Origin of the sequence: Streptomyces davaonensis JCM 4913 (assembly GCF_000349325.1) — a bacterium.
GTDB classification, from domain to species: Bacteria; Actinomycetota; Actinomycetes; order Streptomycetales; family Streptomycetaceae; genus Streptomyces; species Streptomyces davaonensis.
In genome coordinates this window covers 1,629,871-1,646,836 of sequence record NC_020504.1, presented here as the reverse complement: position 1 = coordinate 1,646,836, position 16,966 = coordinate 1,629,871, and the positions used below count along the sequence as shown (strand labels likewise).

Below are 16,966 nucleotides of genomic sequence, written 5' to 3'. Positions count from 1 at the left end.
AGTAACCGGGCTCTATTGGGTGTGATGACATTCGAACGGGATGCGAAGACCCTGGAACTGCCCTGGCCGTTCACCGGGCGGGACAGCGAAGTCGAGCTGATCCGCAGGTCGCTGGCCGCCGGGCGGCACGGAATCGTCGTGACCGGGACCCCGGGCAGCGGCAAGACCCGGCTCGTCGCCGAGGCCGCCCGCGGCACCGACTGCGCCCTGGTGGCCGGGACCCCCGAGGCTCGCTCCATCCCCTTCGCCGCCTTCGCGCACCTGCTGCCCGAAGAGGTCACCCTGCATCGCGCGGTACAACTCCTCTCCTCGGTACGGCTGCTGATCGTCGACGACGCCCACCTCCTCGACGACGCCTCGGCCGCCCTGGTCCACCAGCTGGCCGTTCAGGGCCGCACCCGGCTGCTGGTCACCGCCACCGACGGCATGCCCGCGCCCGGCGCGATCTCCCGGCTGTGGACCGGCGAACTGCTGCCCCGGCTCGTCCTGGACCCGCTGCCGCCCGAGGAGACCGCACACCTGCTCGCGGCCGGTGCGGGCGGCGGCCTCGAACCGCTCACCGTGAACCGCCTGCACCGCCTGTGCCAGGGCGATCTACGGCTGCTGCGCGACCTGTTGGGCGCCGTGCGCGAGCGCGGTCTGCTCACCCGGGTCCCGGGCGTGGACGCCTGGGCCTGGCGCGGACCGCTGCCGCTGACGGCGACCGTGCGCGAGCGCGCTGCGCACGTCCTGGACCGGGCCCGCCCCGAGGAGCGCGAGACCCTCGAACGCCTCGCCTTCGGCGGACCCCTGGCCCTGGACATGGACGACTTCGACCTGCGGGTCCTGGAACGCCTGGAAGCCGACGGCCTGATCCGCATCGACGACCTGGGCGCCGTCCGCCTCGTCCACCCGCTGCACGGCCCGGTGCTGCGGGCCGCGGCCGGCCGGCTCCGGGCGAGGCGGCTGGCCCGCACCCCGGGCGAGTGCGCCGCCGCCCTCGACGCCGAGACCGCCGAGCTGACCCGGAGCGTCCAACTCGCCGACGTACGGGCCGTGTCGGCGCCCGTGGGGGAGTGGCTGGTGGACGAGGGCGAGCGGGTACCGGCCGGCTACGCGGCCGTACGCGCCCGTTTCGCACGGTTCGGCGGACGGCTGCGGGAGGCCGAGGCGTGGGCCAGGGAGGGCCTGCTGGGTGCGCCCGACGACCGCTGCTGCCGCCATGAACTGGCCCTCGCCGTGGCGCAGTCGGGGGACGTGACGGCCACCGTGGACACCGGGGACGGGGCGGACGGCTGGCCCGCAGTCGCCCGCGGCGACCTCGACGCCGCCCTGGCCGCCGTCGAGCCGTACGACGCGGTACGCCTCGGCGCGCCCGAGCGGGCCGCGGGACGGCTCGACGGCGTCTTCGCCCAGCACGCCGACGCGCTCGCCCGCGGGGACGGGCCCGCGCTGGACCGGGCCGCCGAGGCGCTCCAGGAGCGCGGCCTGCTGCTGTACGCGGCCGAGGCACATGCCCAGGCGGTCCGCGCCCACCGGGACCCCCGGGCCGCCCGCACCTCACGCACCCGCGCCGTAGCCCTGGCCCGCCGCTGCCAGGGCGCCCGCACCCCGGCCCTGTCCGGCCTGGTCCTGGGCGAACTGACCGCCCGCCAACGCCAGATCGTCACCCTGGCCGCAGCCGGCCTCAGCAACCGCCAGATCGCCGAACGCCTCACGCTCTCCGTCCGCACCGTAGGAAACCACCTCTACAGCGCCTACGCCCGCCTGGGCGCCAGCGACCGCGGAGCCCTGTCCTGGATGGTGGAACTACCGGACGCACAACCGGCGTGACGGGGCGCCCTCAGGCCGCCCCGAACGCCGAGAACGCCCACCCCGTGGCCTGGTGTACCGCGTCCGCGGGGACTGCGGCTCGGGCGTCTCGCAGGGCCTGTGCCAGCGACAGGCCCGCGCCCAGGCCCTTGTGGAGGGCGAGCATCAGGGGGACCACCGCCTCGTCGTTGACCGGGGCCGTGCAGGCGACCACGCCCGCCGTGCCGAGGGGGAGGAGTGCGGTGACCAGGCCGAGGAGTTCGTCGGCGCCCACCGAGGCGAAGCGGGCCGTGTCGCAGCAGGAGAGGATGATGCGGTAGGGACTGCGGTCCAGGCGCTCGAAGTCGTGGACGATCAGCGGGCCGTCGGACATCCGCAGCGCGGAGAACAGGGGGCTGTCCGCCCGGAACGTGCCGTGCGCGGCGATGTGCGCCAGCGCCGCCCCGTCCAGTTCCTCCAAGACCCGCGGCACGCTCGCGGCCTCATGCTCCAGGAGTGTCGGCGTGCCGCCGTAGCGGTCCGCGAGTTCGGGGACCTCCGCGCCACCTGTGGCCAGTCCTGGTCCGCGCACCAGGACTTGACGGCCGCCCGGCGGTGGCTCGGTCTCCCGGGCGCGCAGCCAACTCGTCGCCGACGGCGACACGCTGAGCACCTTCTCCCGCAGGGCCGGCAGCAGGGCCCAGGGGACGCGGTGCAGCCGGCCCGGCGGTACGACCACGACCGGGCCACTGCCCAGATGGTCCGCCGCCGGGCCGAGCAGCAGCTCCTCCAGCCGGCGGCCGGCCGCCTCCACGACCGGGAGGCGGGCCTCGGCGCCCGGGTGGGCGAGTCGGCGCAGGCCCGCCTGGATGTGTTCCGCCTCGATCTCCGCGTCGGCGAGCAGGCCGGCCTCGAACCGCCGTACCCGGCCCTGCCCGCACAGCAGCACCTGCACCCGTCCGTCCACCACGGCCAGTTCGACCAGCCGGGTGTCGTCGCCGAGCCGGGCCAGCAGCCGCCCCGGGTCGAAGCGGTCGCCGTCGCCGGGCTCCTCGCCGCGCATGTGCAGGGTGCGGGAGCGGATCTCCCGTTCCAGACGGCGCTGTTCGCGCTCCAGGGTGAGCACCGGATGCCCCTCCATCCGGGCCTTCTCCGCGCGGTCCGCAATCTCGCGGAAGGCCGTGAGCCTGCTCTGGAGCACCGGATCGGCAGGCGGCCGGGTCGGCGGCGCGGTCAGCACGGTCGCCCGCCACCGCTCGCTCCACACCAGCAGCCGCCGCGGCCCCCCGGAGTCCAGGCTCACCCGCTGCGCCAGCGCCGCGAGTTCGGCACCCTGCGCCGTGGCGCGGGCCCGCAGCTCCGAGGCGCCCAGCGTCGTACGGTGGTCGTCGAGCACGTCCAGGCCGCGGCGGCACGCCTCCAGGACGCCGCGCCCGGACCCGGCGGCCTGCGCCCGCAGCGCCTGCGCCGCCCAGCCCGTCATCCGCGCCAGCGGCGGCCCCGCGTGCCTGCTGCGGGCGGCGGTCCCCAAGTGCCGTTCCGCGTCGGCCCGCCAGCCCAGCGCCAGCGCGATCCGGCCCGCGAGCAGCGCGGCCTCGGGGGCGGCCGGGGCGCCGAAGGACGCCAGCCGGTCGGCGACCCCCGCGGCGTCCGCGACCAGCCGCCCCGAGGCGCGCCCGGTGGCGAGCCGCGCCTCGATCAGCACCAGCCGGGCATGCGTCTCCCACCAGGTGCGCCGCTGCCCGGCGAACAGCCGTACCGCCAGCGCCGCGCGCGCGATCGCGGTGTGCGGATCGCCCGCCAGACGGGCCGCCCGCGCGGCGACCAGCAGCAGCTCCGCCTTGCGCGTGGACTGCCCGCCGATCTCGTCCAGCACCCCGATCGCCGCGTCCGCCTCGGCCAGCGCCTCCGGGGCCAGCCCCGCCGCCATCAGCACCTCGCAGCGCCGGATGTCGAGCATGAACGTCGGTGTGCCCAGCTTGGCGTACCGCTCCTCGGCCTCGTCCAGCAGCCGCAGCGCCGCCGGGATGTCCCCGGCCCGGAACGCGGCCAGCCCCCGGCTCTCCACCGCGTCCGCCTTGTCGTGCTCCTGGCCCGTGGTGTCCCACAGCGCCTCGGCCGCCGTGAAGTCCGCGTCCGCCCGCTCCACCGCGCCCAGCGCCAGATGCACCGTGGCCCGCAGGGTCAGCGCCCGCGCCGTCCAGATCACGTCGTCCGCCTGCCGCAGCACCGGGATCGCCCGCCGGACGTCCTCCAGCGCCTCCCGGTGATGCCCGAGCACCCACCAGACGTACGCCCGCCGGTACATCACACGCGCGCGCGTGTGTCCGGTGGTGCGCGCGACACCCCGCTCGAACGCGGCGAGTCCCTGCCGGGTGCGGCCCGCGTGCACCAGCGCCACGCCGAGCGTGCCCAGGACGTCCGCCTCCCGCTCCGCCGAGTCCGCGCGCGCCGCGAGATCGCGGGCCCGCCGCAGATGGTCCAGCGCGAGCCGCAGATCGCCGAAGTCCCGCTGCCAGATACCGATCACCTGATGCGCCACGGAGGCGTGCAACGGCGAGGGATCGGCGCCGAGCACCTCCTCCGCCCCGGCCAGGGCCTCACCGGGAGCGGCGAACACCTTCGGCAGCAATTCGAGAACCGAGTCGCTTCCCGCTGTCACGTAGCGGATGGTAGTCCTCGCAGGTGCCGGCCACACAGTGTTGGCCCTGTATCAATCGACGGCTCGGAAGCTCTGTCTGAAGAACGTCGCCTGAGGGGGAGGACACGCCATGGCACCACAGCGATTCCACGAGCAGTTCGACCAGATCCAGCGCTCCATGCCCGACGTCCCGTTGGCGATGGGGCCCGACGACTCCGCCGAGTTCTTCTACGAGAAGGGCGTCGTGCTGGCCCGGGACGGGGAGGAGGCCCGGGTCGTCGAGGACAGCGTGCGGGAGCACTTCACCGCGTTCACCGGACTCACCGCCGACCATGTGCGCCGGGCGAGCCCCGAGACCAACCGGTCCGGCATCACCCGGATCCAGGTCGGCGACCCCGGCCACGGCGACCGGCGCGGCGACCGGGCCGTCGCGGGGGCGCTGCGGGCGGTGCGCACCGCCGAGGCCAGGGCCGGACGGCGCCTGGTCAGCCGTAACCACGTGGTGTCCATCGCGGTCAACGCCTGCCCCGGCGACGAACCCGTGCCGGCGCCGCTCACCCAGCCGCCCAACCCGGCCGCCGCCGAGGGTGCTTACGACGCCGGCACCGCCGTCGGAGTCCTCGTCATCGACACCGGCCTGATGGCCGACTACCGCTCCTACCCGCTGCTCGCGCACACCGAGGGCGACCTCCAGATCAAGGAGTGCGACGACAGCGGGATCCTCCAGCAGTACGTCGGGCACGGCACGTTCATCGCCGGTCTCGTCGCCGCAGTCGCCCCCAACACCGGGATCACCGTCCGCAACACGCTGAACGACGCGGGCGCCATCCTGGAGTCGGAGTTCGGCGACAAGCTCTTCGAGGCCGTCGAGCAGGGCGGCTGGCCGGACATCCTCAGCCTCTCCGCCGGCACCTCCAACGGCCGCACCGACGGACTCCTCGGCCTCGACGCCTTCATGCAGGAACTGCGCACCCAGCGCACCCTGCTGGTCGCCGCCGCCGGCAACAACGCCAGCGCCACCCCCTTCTGGCCCGCGGCCTACGCCGACCTGCCCGAGTACGCCGACTCCGTGCTGTCGATCGGAGCGCTGCGCGGGGACGGCGAGTACGGCGCCTGCTTCTCCAACCACGGCTCCTGGGTGAAGGCCTACGCCCCCGGCGAGCGCCTCACCAGCTCCCTCACCGGCTTCGACGCGCCCGTCCCGTACGTGTACCAGCACTCCACCTACGACGCCTGCCGCTACGGCTTCGCCTACCTGTGCACCTGCCAGTCGCCGCGCCACACCGGCCTGTTGAGCGAGGAGCGGGCCGCGGCCGTGACCGGCAAGCCGGACCAGGTGATGTTCGAGGGGTTCGCCAACTGGAGCGGCACCTCCTTCGCCACCCCCGTGGTCGCCGGGATGGTCGCCGGGCACATGACCGCGCACAAGGAGACCGACCCGCGCGCCGCCCGCGCCCAACTGCTCGCCGCGAACACCGAGTTCGCGGAGGTGCGCGGGGCGCATGTGCCGGCGCTGCGCCCGCCGACCTGGCGCCCGGTCCCCGTCGTGCCGCTCACTGCTCCGGCATGAGGCTCGGAACCGCCCCCTCCGCGGCGTACGATGACTTGCCGTACACGAGGGGTGGGGCCGTGGAACGTGCTGATGTCGGCGCGCTCGTCCAGTCCGCCGTCGACGGTGAAGCGGCGGCCTGGAAAGCGCTCGTGGAGGGGCTCAGCCCGCTGGTGTGGTCGGTGGTGCGCGCGCACCGGCTCTCCGACGCCGACGCGCACGAGGTGTACCAGACCGTCTGGTTCCGCTTCGCCCAGCATCTGGGGCGGATCCGGGAGCCGGAGAAGACCGGGTCGTGGCTGGCGAGCACCGCACGGCACGAGTGCCTGAAGGTGCTGAAGAACCTCAAGCGGCTGACCCCGACGGACGATCCGTACCTGCTGGACCGGGCCAGCGAGGACCGTACGCCCGAGGAGTCCGTGCTGGACTCCGAGGAGGCGGCCGCGCAGAGTGAACGCGTCCGTCGGCTGTGGCAGGAGTTCGACGGACTCGGCGACCGCTGCCGCCAGTTGCTGCGGGTGCTGATGGCCTCGCCGCCGCCCAGCTATCAGGAGGTGTCAGCCGCCCTGGGTATCGCCGTGGGCAGCATCGGACCGCTGCGCCAGCGCTGTCTGCGCCGTCTCAGGGCCCGACTCGACGCACGGGGAGCGCTGTGAACGACGACGACATGCACGAGGACGATCTCGTCGGCGCCTTCGACGAGGCGGGTTTCGACGGCGCCCTGCTGGAGGAGGAGCTCCGGCGGGCCGCCGCCATCCTGGACCCGGTCCCGGCGGAACTGAGCCGGATCGCCGTCGACGCCTACGCGCTGCACGACCTCGACGCCAGGATCGCCGAGCTGACCTTCGACTCGGTGGTGGACGCCATCCCGGTGCGGGGCGCCGGCGACGTGCCGCGGATGCTGACCTTCCGCGCGGGCGACGTCACCGTGGACGTCGAGGTGACCGGTCAGGGCCTGATGGGGCAGGTGCTGCCGCCCCAGGCGGCCCGGATCGAGGTGCTCGGCGGCCCCCAGCAGTCGGCGCTGCTCACCGCGGACGCCATGGGCCGCTTCAGCAGCGCCTCCCCGGTCTCCGGCCCGTTCGCGCTCAGGCTGCGGACCGGCGGGGAGGTGCTGGTCACGGAGTGGCTGCGCGCCTGAGTCACCAGGCGCAGGGCAGGGACTGCGGACCGCGGATCATGGTCCTGCGGCGCCAGGGGACATCCTCCGGCGCCACCGCGAGCCGCAGTCCCGGCAGCCGCTCCAGCAGCGTGCCGAGCAGCAGCTCGGTCTGGAGGCGGGCGAGCACCGCGCCGGTGCAGTAGTGCGGGCCGTTGCCGAACGCCAGATGCGGCGGCGCCGAGCGGTCCGGGTCGATCCGGTCGGGGTCGGGGTAGACCTCGGGGTCCCGGTTGGCGGCCAGGTAGGACACGTACACCGGTTCCCCGGCCCGGATCCGCATCCCGTGCAGTTCGACGTCCTCCAGGGCGATCCGGGCCAGGCCCACGCTGCTGCGGTGCGGGATGAAGCGCAGCAGCTCGTCCAGGACGGCGCCGCGCTCCTCGGGCCGCTCCCGCATCCGCGCCATCAGCTCGGGGCGGGTGAGCAGCAGATACAGCATCTGCCCGCAGTTCGCGGTGACGGCCTCGCCGCCGATCTGGAGCGGCCCGGCGAGCCCGACCGCCTCCGTCTCGCTGATCTCCTCGCGGTGCACGGCGGCCCCGAGCAGCGAGTACACATCGTCACCCTGGCTGTGGGCGCGGGCCCGGATGGTCTCGGTGATCCACCCGTACAGGCCGTTCTTGGCCCGCTCGGCGTCCTCGGCGCCCGTGGTGGAGATGATCGTCCGGGTCCACGTGTGCACCTGCGCCCGGTCCGCGGCCGGTACCCCCATGACCTCGCTGACCACGGTGAGCGGGAAGGGTTCCAGGACGCGCTCGATGAGGTCGGCGGGCGGCCCGTCGCGTACGACGCCCTCCATCAGCTCGTCCAGGATCCGCTGGGCGCGCGGGCGCAGCCGCTTCATCGCGCTCACCGTGAAGGCACCGGCGACCGGTCGCCGCAGCCGGTTGTGGTCGGGCTGGTCGGCGAAGGCGAGCGAGCCGGGGCGCGGCTTGAAATGCGGTGCCATCCGGGTCACTTGACGCCTGGTGACCTCGGCCCGGCCGAACCGGGGGTCGTTGGTGATCGCCTTCACGTCGTCGTACCGCGTGGCCAGCCACGCCCAGCCCTCGCCGTGCGGCAGCCGGATGCGGGTCAGCGGTCCCTCGCGCATGAGGTCGGCGAGAACCGGGTCGAACTCCGTCCCGGCGAGGTCCGTCGCGGGCCAGTCCCGGATCGCGGGCGGCGCCTGTTCGCTGAGCGTGGTGGTCTCGTCATTCATGCACCCACCCTCACCGCCGCCCGCCCGGCTGTCGCCCGGGAGTGCTCCAGGCGGAGGTCACCCCGGCAGCGCGTCCACCAGCCGGGCGAGGGCCTCGGCGAGCCGGAGGAGACCCGGTCCGGCGGGACCGCCCGGCTCGGTCAGGTAGGTGTCCCGCCGGATCTCCACCATCAGCGCGCTGACCCGGGGATCGGTGCCGTAGAACTCCAGCGGTACGTACGTCCCGCTGAACGGGCTGTCGAGCCCGACCTCCCCGCACTCCGCGAACGCCTTCCGGGCCGCCGCGAGCAGCCCCGGAGGCGTGTGGAAGGAGTCGGTGCCGAGGCACACGGGGGGCCGTGGCCCGTCCCCGTGCAGCTCATAGGGCAGGGGCCGGCTCGGATAGGAGTGCACATCGACGATCACGGCCCGCCCGGTCGCGGCCAGCCGCGCCGCCACGGCGTCCGCCATGGCCTCGGCGTACGGCCGGAAGTAGCGCGCGAGCAGCGGCTCCGGGTCGGTGCCTTCCGCCCGCAGCACGTCCTTGTGCGTGGTCCGGGTGTAGACCGCGCCCATGCCGACGGCGAGCATCTCCTCCCGCTCGTCGGGGAACCGCTCGGGGTCGACCACCAGCCGGGACAGCCGGTTGGTGAACACCCAGGGCCGCACGGCGCACACCTCCGCCGCCTCGGCGGCCAGCAGCGCGGTGTGGGAGTCCGTGATGTGGTCCAGCTCCCGCGCGAGCGCCGGGTCGTCCAGCACGATGCCGGACCGCACCTCGGGCGGGATCTCCCGCGAGGAGTGCGGGACATGAAGGATCACGGGGGAGTGCTCGGCACCCGGGGACAGCGCGAAGTTCATCAGGGCCTACTGTCCCACCCGGCCGTCGACCCGTTCCCGCAGCAGATCGGCGTGGCCGCAATGGCGGGCGTACTCCTCGATGCGGTGCACCCACAACTCGCGGACGGAGTTGTCGTCCTCGCCCACCCGGGTCGCCGGATCCGGAAACGCCGCGAACGCCGCGTCGGTCGCCGCCTGTTCGCGGGCGAGGTCGGCGAACGCGCCGTCGACCAGGGCCTGTTCGCCGACGGCCTGGTCGAAGTCGGCGTCCCGGACCCCGTACAGCTTGGGTTCCGGGTCGCCCGGCACGATCCAGTTGCGCCAGTCCCGCTCCACCTCGGCGAGATGGCGGAGCAGACCGAGCAGGGACATGGTCGACGGCGGCACCGAGCGGCGCGCCAGCTGCTCCGGGTCCAGCCCTTGGCACTTCATCTCCAGGGTGATCCGGAAGTCGCGCAGCACGCTCTGGTACGTCGCCAACTCGCCTTCCGGGCCCGGCCCGTCGTTGTCGCGCGGATCCTCGTCCGGGTCCGCCCACATGTCGGGATACACGCTGGCCTGGGTCCACCGCTCGGGTTCGTCGCTCACCGTGCACACGATGCTGAGCGGTGGCCGGGCGCGCAAGCGAATTACTCGGGGGGTCAGTTCAGCGGGGCCTGCACGGGCGTGCCGTAGAAGGTGACCGGCGGCCAGCCACGGGACACGGCCAGCTCGCTGAAGAACTGGGCGACCTCCAGCGGGTCGATGTTGTACGACGCCGGCGCCTCGACCGTCGAGACGCGGAACTCGATGCGCACCTCCGCGGGGTAGTCGTTGATCTCCTTGGAGGACATTCCCTTGAAGAACGTGCCGGGCTCGAACTCGGTCGCCGTGGCCTCCGCCTCGGCCTCCGCCGCCTGCGCGGGCGGCGCCGACGCCGCGCTGCCGAGCACCGCGCCCGCCGCGGTCGTACCGGAGTAGCCGAGCAGGGAGCGCCTGGACATGTTGGACATGATTCCCCTCCTACGCGCGCCGTACGGGTGTCTCCCGTGGCCGCGGAAATGATCGTAAGCATGATCGACCACCGTGCAGGGCTGAACCAGATCATCCGCTTGACCTGGGGATATACGGAAGGGCCGGCCCCATTTCGGGGCCGACCCTCCGGTTGTGCTCAAGGCCTCAGCTCAAGGCATCGGCTCAGCGCGTCAGCTCAGCGCGTCAGCTGAGGGACGCCAGCGCCTCGTTCCAGGTCGCCGACGGGCGCATGACCGCGGCCGCCTTCGCCGGGTCGGGCTGGTAGTAGCCGCCGATCTCGGCCGGGGAGCCCTGGACCGAGATCAGCTCCTCGACGATCTTCTGCTCGTTCGCCGCGAGCGTCTCGGCGAGCGGGGCGAAGGCCTTCGCGAGCTCCGCGTCGTCGGTCTGCTTGGCCAGCTCCTGCGCCCAGTACAGGGACAGGAAGAAGTGGCTGCCGCGGTTGTCGATGCCGCCGACGCGACGGGTCGGGGACTTGTCCTCGTTGAGGAAGGTCGCCGTGGCGCGGTCCAGGGTGTCGGCCAGGACCTGGGCGCGGGCGTTGCCCGTGCTCTTCGCGTACTGCTCCAGGGACGGGACCAGCGCGAAGAACTCACCGAGCGAGTCCCAGCGCAGGTAGTTCTCCTTGACCAGCTGCTGGACGTGCTTCGGCGCGGAACCGCCGGCGCCCGTCTCGAACAGACCGCCGCCCGCCATCAGCGGGACGACCGACAGCATCTTGGCGCTGGTGCCCAGCTCCAGGATCGGGAAGAGGTCGGTCAGGTAGTCACGCAGCACGTTGCCGGTGACCGAGATGGTGTTCTCGCCGCGGCGGATGCGCTCGATGGAGAACTTGGTGGCCTCGACCGGAGAGAGGATCTGGATGTCCAGGCCCTCGGTGTCGTGCTCCGGCAGGTACGCCTTGACCTTCTCGATGATCACGGCGTCGTGGCCGCGGTTCTCGTCCAGCCAGAACACCGCCGGGTCACCGGTGGCGCGGGCGCGGGTGACGGCCAGCTTGACCCAGTCGCGGATCGGGGCGTCCTTGGTCTGGCAGGCGCGGAAGATGTCACCGGCGGCGACGGCCTGCTCCAGGACGACATTGCCGGCCGCGTCGACCAGGCGGACCGTGCCGTCGGCCGGGATCTCGAAGGTCTTGTCGTGGGAGCCGTACTCCTCGGCCTTCTGCGCCATCAGGCCGACGTTCGGGACCGAGCCCATCGTCGACGGGTCGTAGGCGCCGTTGGCCCGGCAGTCCTCGATCACGGCCTGGTAGACACCGGAGTAGGAGTGGTCCGGCAGCACCGCGAGGGTGTCGGCCTCCTGGCCGTCCGGGCCCCACATGTGGCCGGAGGTGCGGATCATGGCCGGCATCGAGGCGTCGACGATCACGTCGGACGGCACGTGCAGGTTGGTGATGCCCTTGTCGGAGTCGACCATCGCCAGGGCCGGGCCGTCGGCGATCTCCGCCTCGAAGGAGGCCTTGATCTCGGCGCCGTTCGCCAGGGACTCCAGGCCCTTGAGGATGGCGCCCAGACCGTCGTTCGGGGACAGACCGGCGCCGGCCAGGACCTCGCCGTACTGCGCGAAGGTCTTCGGGAAGAACGCGCGGACGACATGGCCGAAGACGATCGGGTCGGAGACCTTCATCATCGTGGCCTTCAGGTGCACGGAGAACAGCACACCCTCCGCCTTGGCGCGGGCGACCTGCGCCGTGAGGAACTCGCGCAGCGCGGCGACCCGCAGCACGGAGGCGTCGACGACCTCACCGGCGATGACCTTGAGCGGGGCGCGCAGGGCGGTGGCGGAGCCGTCGGCGCCGACCAGCTCGAAGCTGAGGGTGGTGTCCTCGGCGATCACCACGGACTTCTCGGTGGCGGCGAAGTCGTTCTCGCTCATCGTCGCCACGTTCGTCTTGGACTCGCCGGTCCAGGCGCCCATGCGGTGCGGGTGGGTCTTGGCGTAGTTCTTGACCGAGGCGGGGGCGCGGCGGTCGGAGTTGCCCTCGCGCAGGACCGGGTTCACCGCGGAACCCTTGATCTTGTCGTAGCGGGCCTGGATCTCCCGCTCCTCGTCGGTCTTCGGGTCGTCCGGGTAGTTCGGCAGCGCGTAGCCCTGGCCCTGGAGCTCGGCGATCGCGGCCTTCAGCTGCGGGACGGACGCCGAGACGTTCGGCAGCTTGATGATGTTGGCGGCCGGGGTCTTGGCCAGCTCACCCAGCTCGGCGAGCGCGTCCGGGATCCGCTGGTCCTCGGTCAGGTACTCCGGGAACACCGCGATGATGCGGCCGGCCAGCGAGATGTCCCGCGTCTCCACGGCGACACCCGCCTGCGAGGCGTACGCCTGGACCACCGGCAGGAAGGAATACGTCGCCAGGGCCGGGGCCTCGTCAGTGTGCGTATAGATGATGGTCGAGTCAGTCACCGGGTGCTCCGCTCCACGTCTGCAACATTGCTCGACATCAAGATATCTCGTGATCGCCCCCGGCTCGACAGGGGTCCGCACACGCGCGGGAGGCGAAGAGGAGAACTTTCGGTCGGAGGTGCAACCTCCGCCGCCGTTTCGGCGGTCAATCAGGTTGATCACTCAACCGAGGCGAGGCCGGACCTGACCACCCGGCCGCCCGAGCGGAAGCAGACCATGAGATATCGCACCAGAGTGACAGCCCCGGCCGCCCTGATCGGGACCGCGGCGGCCCTGACCGTGGCCGCCCCCTCCGCCCACGCCGCTCCGGGGAAGAGCGGCACGCCGGGCCCCGAGACCCTCGGTGACCCCGTCTACCCCGCCCTCGGCAACGACGGCTACCGCGTCTCGTCGTACCACCTCGATTTCGCCTACGACGCCACGACCCGCCTCGTCGACGCCACCACGACGCTGCGGATCCGCACCACCCAGGCGCTGACCCGGTTCTCCCTGGACGCCCTCGGCCTGGACGTGCGCTCCGTCCGCGTCGGCGGGCGCCGCGCCGCCTTCGAGCAGGTGGGGGAGAAGCTGCGGATCACCCCGGCCGCAACCCTGCCGGACAAGGCCAGGGTCACCGTCTGCGTCGAGTACGCCGCCGACCCGCGCCGCGGCCTGTCGCACACCGGCTGGGTGGCCACCGACGACGGGTTCGCCGTGGCCTGCCAGCCCGACTCCGCGCACACCGTCTTCCCGTGCAACGACCACCCGGTGGACAAGGCCGACTTCACCTTCCGGCTCACCGTCCCGGCGGGGCTGTGCGGAGTGGCGAGCGGGCAGCTCGTGCGCACCGAGAACCTGGACGGCGGCCGGACCGCGTACACCTACCGCTCCCGATCGCCGATCGCCACGGAGCTGGTGCAGATCACCGTCGGCGATTACGTCGTCAAGGACCGGCAGGGCCCGCACGGACTGCCGCTCAGGGACGTGGTGCCCACCGCGCGGGCCGCCGCGCTGGAGCCCGCGCTCGCGCTCACCCCCGGTCTGGTCGCGTGGGTCGAACAGCGCCTCGGGGCCTACCCGTTCGAGACGTACGGCCTGCTGCCGTGCAACTCCGACGCCGCGGAGCCGTTCGGCTTCACCGGCCTGGAGACCCAGACGCTCACCATCTACCGGCCCAAGTACCTCCTCCAGGAGGAGTCGAAGATCGGCTCGCACATGATGCACGAGCTGGTCCACTCCTACTTCGGCAACAGCGTCTCGCCCGCCACCTGGGCCGACCTGTGGATGAACGAGGGCCACGCCGACTTCTACGGGCTGCTGTACCGCTATGAGCGCGGCTGGCCCGACTCGCTCGGGATGACCTCGCTGGAAGCGCGGATGAAGCACACCTACGCGCTCGGCGACCAGTGGCGCAAGACCTCCGGCCCGGTCGCCGCCCCGAACGCGGTCAACCTCTTCGACAGCCAGCGCTACCTCGGCGGCGTCCTCGTCCTGTACGCCCTGCGCCGGCAGGTCGGCGAGGACGCCTTCAACGCGCTGGAGCGCGCCTTCCTGGAGCGGTTCCGCGACGCGTCGGCGTCGACGGAGGACTACATCGCGGTGGCCTCGGAGGTGTCCGGGCAGGACCTGTCGGGCTTCCTGCGGGAGTGGCTGTACGGCACGAAGACCCCGCGGATGCCGGGCCACCCGGACTGGACGGTGACCCCGGTGACCTCGGCCTCGCCGACCGCCCCGCGCGAACGGCGGGACGGCCACCACGACAACTCGGCGACGCTCTGATCTCCGTGATGTCAGTCGAGCCGGGTGGAGGGGACTTCGCCCGGCTCGCCCTCGGGGACGCGCTGCTGCGGGATGGTGAGCGACCCCTGCTGGAGGGCCACCGTGCGCGCGGGCGCCGGGATGCGGATGCCCTCCTGGCGGTAGCGCTTGTGCAGGCGCTTGATGAACTCGTGCTTGATCCGGTACTGGTCGCTGAACTCACCGACGCCCAGGATGACCGTGAAGCCGATCCGGGAGTCACCGAAGGTGTGGAAGCGGATGATCGGCTCGTGGTCCGGTACGGCGCCCTCGACGTCGGCCATCACCTCGCCGATGACCTCATTGGTGACCCGCTCCACCTGCTCCAGATCGCTGTCGTAGGCGACGCCGACCTGGAGCAGGATCGTCAACTGCTGCTCGGGACGCATGAAGTTGGTCATGTTCGTCTTCGCGAGCTCCCCATTGGGGATCACGACCAGGTTGTTGGACAGGTTGCGGACGGTCGTCTGGCGCCAGTTGATGTCCTCGACGTAGCCCTCCTCACCGCTGCTCAGCCGGATGTAGTCACCGGGCTGGACGGTCTTGGAGGCCAGGATGTGAATGCCCGCGAAGAGGTTGGCGAGCGTGTCCTGAAGCGCGAGCGCGACCGCCAGACCGCCGACGCCGAGGGCGGTGAGCAGCGGCGCTATGGAGACGCCCAGGGTCTGGAGCACCACCAGGAAGCCGATGGCGAGGACCAGGATCCGGGTGATGTTGACGAAGATGGTGGCGGATCCGGCGACGCCGGGCCGGGACGAGGTGACCGTCCGCATCACTCCGGCGATACCGCGGGCGGCGGCCAGCGTCACGACGAAGATGAGCAGCACCGTCAGGGTCTGATTGACGTTGTGCTGGACCGTCTTCGTCAACGGCAGCGCGGCACCCGCGGAGGCGGCGCCGCCGAGGATCGCCGCCCACGGCACGACGGTGCGCAGCACGTCCACGATGAGGTCGTCGCCGCTCCAGCGGGTGCGGTCGGCGTGCTTGCCCAGCCAGCGCAGCAGCATCCGGAGCAGAAACGCGGCCAGCAGGCCCGCGGCCATCGCGATTCCGGCGATGACCATGTCGTCCATGGTGATGTTCCGATTCACCGGTCACCTCCGGGAAGAGAAGCGGCGGCGAATCGCTCCGCCGTCGGCCGGATGTGAAGTTTCGTCACTTAGTCACCTGCTCGAATTCCGGACTGTACCGTCGCGCGCCGACCGGGCGCGACGGCTCATCCTGCCGTATCCCGCACAGCAGTTCGCACCAGGTCCACGGCCGTACGGGGGCGGCTGGGGGCGCAGGCCCGGCGCGACCGTGCGCCTTCGTGCGCCCGCCTGGTCCGTGACGCGGCTGCCATGGGCGGCTGTGCGCCGTTACCGTCGTGGGGACGGAGGCGGCGCGGGGGAGGGCCTGATGCTCGGCGAGGCAGCGTTGGCGTTGGCGGCGGCCGGTGGCGGTGCGGTGGTCGAGGCGGCCGGGACGGACGCGTGGCAGGGCCTCCAGCAGGCCGTGGCACGCTGGCTGGGTCGGGGCGACGCGCAGGTGGAGGGCCGCGAGATGGAGCGCCTGGACGAGGCGGCTGCGGCTCTGGTGGCAAGCGACGCATCGGACTCCGAACAGATTCGCAGCCTGCAACAGGGGGTCTGGCAGGCCCGCTTCACGATGGCCCTGGAGAATATGGCAGCGCCCGAACGCGACCGCGCCGCAGCGGAACTACGCGCCTTGCTCGCCTCCCACGCGCCGCCGGGCCCGCTCACCTCGGCACCGGGTGGACTCGCCGCACAGCCCCGCCGCCCGAGCTGACAGCACCCAAAAGCACAGCCCCACCCCTGATCACCCTCACCTCTCCCCGAACGCCCCGTGCCGCCCCGCCCCCGCCGAAAACCGCGCCGCCCCCTCCAGACTCTCCGCCAACACGCCCACCCCATGCCCCAGTTCCGACCGCAGCGCCTCCTCCTCGCCCAACCCCTCCTGATCGAGGACGGACGCCCGGTCTGCGCGCAGGCACGCCTGCGGGAACGCGGCGATCGTGGCCGCCAGGGCCTCCGCCTCCGCGCGTGCCGTGCCGGTGGGGACGACGCGGTTGGCCAGGCCGATCTCGTACGCCTCCCGCGCCGGGACCGGGCGGCCGGTGAGGATCAGGTCCATGGCGCGGCTCGTGCCGATCAGCCGGGGCAGCCGTACCGTGCCGCCGTCGATCAGGGGCACGCCCCAGCGGCGGCAGAAGACACCGAAGACGGCGTCCTCCTCGGCCACCCGCAGATCGCACCAGAGCGCCAGTTCCAGGCCCCCGGCCACCGCGTGCCCGGCGACCGCCGCAATCACCGGCTTGGACAGCCGCATCCGGGTCGGGCCCATCGGGCCGTCACCGTCCTCGGTGACCTGGTTGCTCCGCTCGGTGCCCAGGGCCTTCAGGTCCGCGCCCGCGCAGAAGGTGCCTCCCTCGCCCCACAGCACCGCCACTCGGGCTTCTTCATCGGCCTCGAACTCCCGGAACGCGGCCGCCAGTTCCGCCGCCGTCGGGCCGTCCACCGCATTGCGGGCCTCGGGGCGGGACAGGACGACGGTGGTGACGTGTCCCTGGCGTTCGACGCGGACCGGCATGACAGGGGCCCCTTTCCATGGGTCGGCCCCGCAGGTTACCGA

The 16,966-nt window shown here is 72.6% G+C and carries 14 protein-coding genes; 6 read left to right on the top strand and 8 right to left on the bottom strand.

Annotation, left to right across the window (positions count from 1 at the left end; all coding sequences use genetic code 11):
* Window positions 1-24: 24 nt before the first annotated feature.
* Window positions 25-1,812: a LuxR family transcriptional regulator AbsR2 gene (locus BN159_RS07290; protein ID WP_015656287.1), complete on the top strand. Its 1,788-nt coding sequence runs from the start codon at window positions 25-27 to the stop codon at window positions 1,810-1,812.
* A gap of 10 nt (window positions 1,813-1,822) precedes the next feature.
* Here the strand turns inward: BN159_RS07290 and BN159_RS07285 are convergent, their stop codons facing one another.
* Complete coding sequence (locus tag BN159_RS07285; RefSeq protein WP_051113483.1) at window positions 1,823-4,432, bottom strand: CHAT domain-containing protein; 2,610 nt, start codon at window positions 4,430-4,432, stop codon at window positions 1,823-1,825.
* 109 nt (window positions 4,433-4,541) lie between these two features.
* Here BN159_RS07285 and BN159_RS07280 point away from each other — a divergent pair, with 109 nt between their 5' ends.
* Genes BN159_RS07280 through BN159_RS07270 form a run of 3 tightly spaced genes read left to right on the top strand, consistent with a single transcriptional unit; the run spans window position 4,542 to window position 7,101 of the window.
* Window positions 4,542-5,981, top strand: coding sequence for a S8/S53 family peptidase (locus tag BN159_RS07280; protein WP_015656285.1), 1,440 nt, complete (start codon window positions 4,542-4,544; stop codon window positions 5,979-5,981).
* Window positions 5,978-6,616, top strand: coding sequence for an RNA polymerase sigma factor (locus BN159_RS07275; protein ID WP_015656284.1), 639 nt, complete (start codon window positions 5,978-5,980; stop codon window positions 6,614-6,616). Before BN159_RS07280 ends, BN159_RS07275 begins: the two co-directional genes overlap by 4 nt.
* An 11-nt stretch (window positions 6,617-6,627) precedes the next feature.
* Window positions 6,628-7,101, top strand: coding sequence for a hypothetical protein (locus BN159_RS07270; RefSeq protein ID WP_078598994.1), 474 nt, complete (start codon window positions 6,628-6,630; stop codon window positions 7,099-7,101).
* Window position 7,102: 1 nt separating this feature from the next.
* Here BN159_RS07270 and BN159_RS07265 read toward each other — a convergent pair whose 3' ends face one another.
* The 5 genes from BN159_RS07265 to BN159_RS07245 form a co-directional block, all read right to left on the bottom strand.
* Window positions 7,103-8,323 carry a cytochrome P450 gene (locus BN159_RS07265; RefSeq protein ID WP_015656282.1) on the bottom strand — a complete coding sequence of 407 codons (1,221 nt, stop codon included), beginning with the start codon at window positions 8,321-8,323 and terminating at the stop codon, window positions 7,103-7,105.
* 57 nt (window positions 8,324-8,380) lie between these two features.
* Window positions 8,381-9,163, bottom strand: coding sequence for an N-formylglutamate amidohydrolase (locus BN159_RS07260; RefSeq protein WP_015656281.1), 783 nt, complete (start codon window positions 9,161-9,163; stop codon window positions 8,381-8,383).
* Between the two features lie 6 nt (window positions 9,164-9,169).
* Window positions 9,170-9,730, bottom strand: coding sequence for a mycothiol transferase (locus BN159_RS07255; protein WP_041820962.1), 561 nt, complete (start codon window positions 9,728-9,730; stop codon window positions 9,170-9,172).
* Between the two features lie 53 nt (window positions 9,731-9,783).
* Entirely contained in the window at window positions 9,784-10,134 is a 351-nt protein-coding gene (locus BN159_RS07250; RefSeq protein ID WP_015656279.1) for a twin-arginine translocation signal domain-containing protein, read from the bottom strand.
* 205 nt (window positions 10,135-10,339) lie between these two features.
* Entirely contained in the window at window positions 10,340-12,559 is a 2,220-nt protein-coding gene (locus BN159_RS07245) for an NADP-dependent isocitrate dehydrogenase (RefSeq protein ID WP_015656278.1), read from the bottom strand.
* 216 nt (window positions 12,560-12,775) lie between these two features.
* Here BN159_RS07245 and BN159_RS07240 point away from each other — a divergent pair, with 216 nt between their 5' ends.
* The gene (locus BN159_RS07240; RefSeq protein WP_015656277.1) at window positions 12,776-14,317 is read left to right on the top strand and encodes a M1 family metallopeptidase; all 1,542 of its coding nucleotides are present in this window, start codon (window positions 12,776-12,778) and stop codon (window positions 14,315-14,317) included.
* An 11-nt stretch (window positions 14,318-14,328) separates the two neighbouring features.
* Here BN159_RS07240 and BN159_RS07235 read toward each other — a convergent pair whose 3' ends face one another.
* On the bottom strand, window positions 14,329-15,426 hold the full coding sequence (locus BN159_RS07235) for a mechanosensitive ion channel family protein (RefSeq protein ID WP_015656276.1): 1,098 nt from the start codon (window positions 15,424-15,426) through the stop codon (window positions 14,329-14,331).
* 259 nt (window positions 15,427-15,685) lie between these two features.
* Here BN159_RS07235 and BN159_RS07230 point away from each other — a divergent pair, with 259 nt between their 5' ends.
* A complete protein-coding gene (locus BN159_RS07230; RefSeq protein WP_157901083.1) occupies window positions 15,686-16,123 on the top strand; it encodes a hypothetical protein in 438 nt (145 codons plus the stop codon).
* A gap of 36 nt (window positions 16,124-16,159) precedes the next feature.
* Here BN159_RS07230 and BN159_RS07225 read toward each other — a convergent pair whose 3' ends face one another.
* A complete protein-coding gene (locus BN159_RS07225; protein WP_015656274.1) occupies window positions 16,160-16,924 on the bottom strand; it encodes a crotonase/enoyl-CoA hydratase family protein in 765 nt (254 codons plus the stop codon).
* Between the last annotated feature and the right edge of the window lie 42 nt (window positions 16,925-16,966).